Consider the following 823-nt stretch of genomic DNA (forward strand, 5'->3'; position numbering starts at 1 on the left):
CAGTGGCAGGACTACAAACAAGCCTCTACACTACTTGCTCTATATGCGTAACATCAGTTAAATCAGAAACTTCCGTTGCTTTTCGAATCGATTAATACGGACACTACTCAGCTAGGTGGGCTGAGTAGTGTCCGGGCATTATTGAAAAGGTAGTCATAGAAAATTGCCAGAGCTACCGTTAACTGTACGAGGCTATGGCACATTAGGCCGGGTTTACATTGACTACAACAGTAACGGAACTTTCGATGAAACCACAAGAGCAAATCATGTCATTTGTCATGGCCAGCAATGAGCAGGAGTCTACCGCTAATCAAGTGATTACCATTCCGAGTACAGCGATGACAAATCGGAAGTTACGGATGCGAGTCATTTTAAATTGTGGTAATGTTACTCCTACGGCCTGTCAATTGCCAGGTGCCCCCCCACGAGGTTCAGGCGAAGTGGAAGATTATGGGATTATGATCCAGGCTCCAAGTTGCATGACAAGTAAGGAAGGTCTTTGGAACGATGCAAACATCTGGTCCTGTGGCTGCATACCCACTAGCTTAGACGCAGTTCATATAAAACATACTGTGACAATACCTGAATACTATCAGGCCGAGGCCAGCCATCTGGGCTATGAGTTATCTGGTCAATTAATTTATACCAATAGTGCTCGCCTGGTGCTTAGCAATGAATAAAGTCATATATAAGCCAGTTGAAGCTCACTAGTCAAAAATGATCTTGAAACTAGTTTACTGCTCAACCCTTGCTACTAAATTTACTGATGTTACGCAGCCTTAGCTAATAGAGTAGATTGACTTTTGAGACTGTTAAGGTTTCG

At 43.4% G+C, this 823-nt stretch carries 1 protein-coding gene; it reads left to right on the top strand.

All coding sequences use genetic code 11. The features are described from left to right. Window positions 1-245: 245 nt before the first annotated feature. Window positions 246-680, top strand: coding sequence for a GEVED domain-containing protein (locus ACYVGO_RS38590; RefSeq protein ID WP_460974134.1), 435 nt, complete (start codon window positions 246-248; stop codon window positions 678-680). Window positions 681-823 lie beyond the last annotated feature (143 nt).

The organism is Spirosoma migulaei, assembly GCF_054776855.1.